General features: G+C 51.9%; 3 protein-coding genes. 2 read left to right on the top strand and 1 reads right to left on the bottom strand.

Annotation, left to right across the window (positions count from 1 at the left end; translation table 11 throughout):
• The coding region (locus CSC94_RS24790) for a hypothetical protein (RefSeq protein ID WP_165784590.1) at window positions 1-315 on the top strand (315 nt) is incomplete at its 5' end.
• A 520-nt stretch (window positions 316-835) separates the two neighbouring features.
• Window positions 836-1,042 carry a hypothetical protein gene (locus CSC94_RS24425; protein ID WP_133123108.1) on the top strand — a complete coding sequence of 69 codons (207 nt, stop codon included), beginning with the start codon at window positions 836-838 and terminating at the stop codon, window positions 1,040-1,042.
• On the opposite strand, the gene CSC94_RS23925 is transcribed toward CSC94_RS24425, so the two are convergent.
• A partial coding sequence (locus tag CSC94_RS23925; RefSeq protein ID WP_133123106.1) for an EAL domain-containing protein occupies window positions 1,039-1,422 on the bottom strand: 384 nt, incomplete at its 5' end. The two genes, CSC94_RS24425 and CSC94_RS23925, sit on opposite strands and share 4 nt — an antisense overlap.

Raw genomic sequence — 1,422 nt, 5'->3', positions numbered from 1 at the left:
CGCGACCGCTCGCTGGACGAAGCCCACCACTATCTCATGGCCTTCGGCATCCTGCACATGCTGGACCGGTCGCATCGGGCCATCCGGTACCGGCACCGCGACGGCGAATGGTGGAGCCGACAGAAGTGCCTGATGGGTGACAAGATCGGCGTGACCAAGACCGAAGTGGGCCGGATGCTGGATCGCAGCCGCCGCTGGTCGGCAGAGGTTCCCGCACTTCGCATGCTGGCGCCCTGGCTGGAAAACGTCACCGAACGCCTCGAGATCAACACGCCGGATGACGCGGGCATGGCCGACGAACGGAAGGCAGGATGAACGGTAGAAGAAAAACATTATGTCAGATATTGAAAAAGGCTGGTCTGTTATCCCCCATCAGACGACCTACTCATGCCCATAATGAAACTTCAATCATCGGCTTCCGAAGCAGCGCACAAAGTGGCAACAATTGTGAAGCTCTGGTATGGCAACCGATTTCTCGCTATGATTTCCATCCGCGGATCGCATGTGGGGTCGAAATACATTCACCCTGATAACGATTTCGACCCTACGGGTAAAAGGGGGGAGTCAGCCCCTCGCCGTGTCGCCGCTCACGGCCTCCCCCCTTTACTCCCCTTGTTCTAGACGATCGAAATTAGGCCTTCGGCATCTGCGCTTCCGCGGATACTATGTGATTCGTTGGCATGTAGTGTGCAGAGTGCAATTTGGGATCTTGTTGTATTGGTCCATCTTGCAAGCTGCCCGTGGGTTGCGTGTCATTTTTACGCGTAGCTAAGTAGTCTGCTTTTCTCAAAAACACCCCTGCGAATATATTGCAGCGGATATTCAGGATTCGTAGATGATCCCAAGCCTGACAGACGAGAAGAAATTGCGATGGCTAGTTTCGGCCTTACTGAATAAAGGCTTCGATGGTGAGCATATTTACCGTGCCATCCTCAAGGAATTTGCCGTCGATCTAGATATGATGCATCATATCATGATGGAACTTGATCCTCGCAACGATCAAAAATCGCAAAAAAGCTCACAGCCTTCTCATATATATTAAATATTGTAGATTGAATTGAGCATCTTCTCTAGTTTTATTGTATATTCCTCAATAAATTTCTCTGCATCGCCAGAGGTCAAGGGACGACTAAAGAGATAACCTTGTCCTTCGCAGCAGCCTTTCGCGGCTACGATTTGGAACTGGCTTTCGGTCTCGATGCCTTCGGCCGTGGTGCCGACACCAATCCCTTTGCTCAGACTGATGATCGCCTCAATGATTGCAGCATCAGATGCGTTTGATTCCATACCCTGCACAAAACAGCGGTCGATCTTGATCTTGTCGAACTGGAAATTCTTCAGATAGGCGAGCGACGAGTAGCCGGTGCCGAAATCGTCCATGGATACCCGGACGCCGAGTTCGCGGATCGCCTGGAGCATCTG

This window comes from Zhengella mangrovi (assembly GCF_002727065.1).
Taxonomy (GTDB): domain Bacteria; phylum Pseudomonadota; class Alphaproteobacteria; order Rhizobiales; family Rhizobiaceae; genus Zhengella; species Zhengella mangrovi.
Note: the sequence above shows the minus strand (reverse complement) of the source record. Positions and strands in the feature narration are given on the sequence as shown.

Excerpts from the sequence above, each read along its gene's own strand:
- CSC94_RS24425 (WP_133123108.1), top strand. The coding sequence starts at position 836 with ATGATCCCAAGCCTGACAGACGAGAAGAAATTGCGATGGCTAGTTTCG.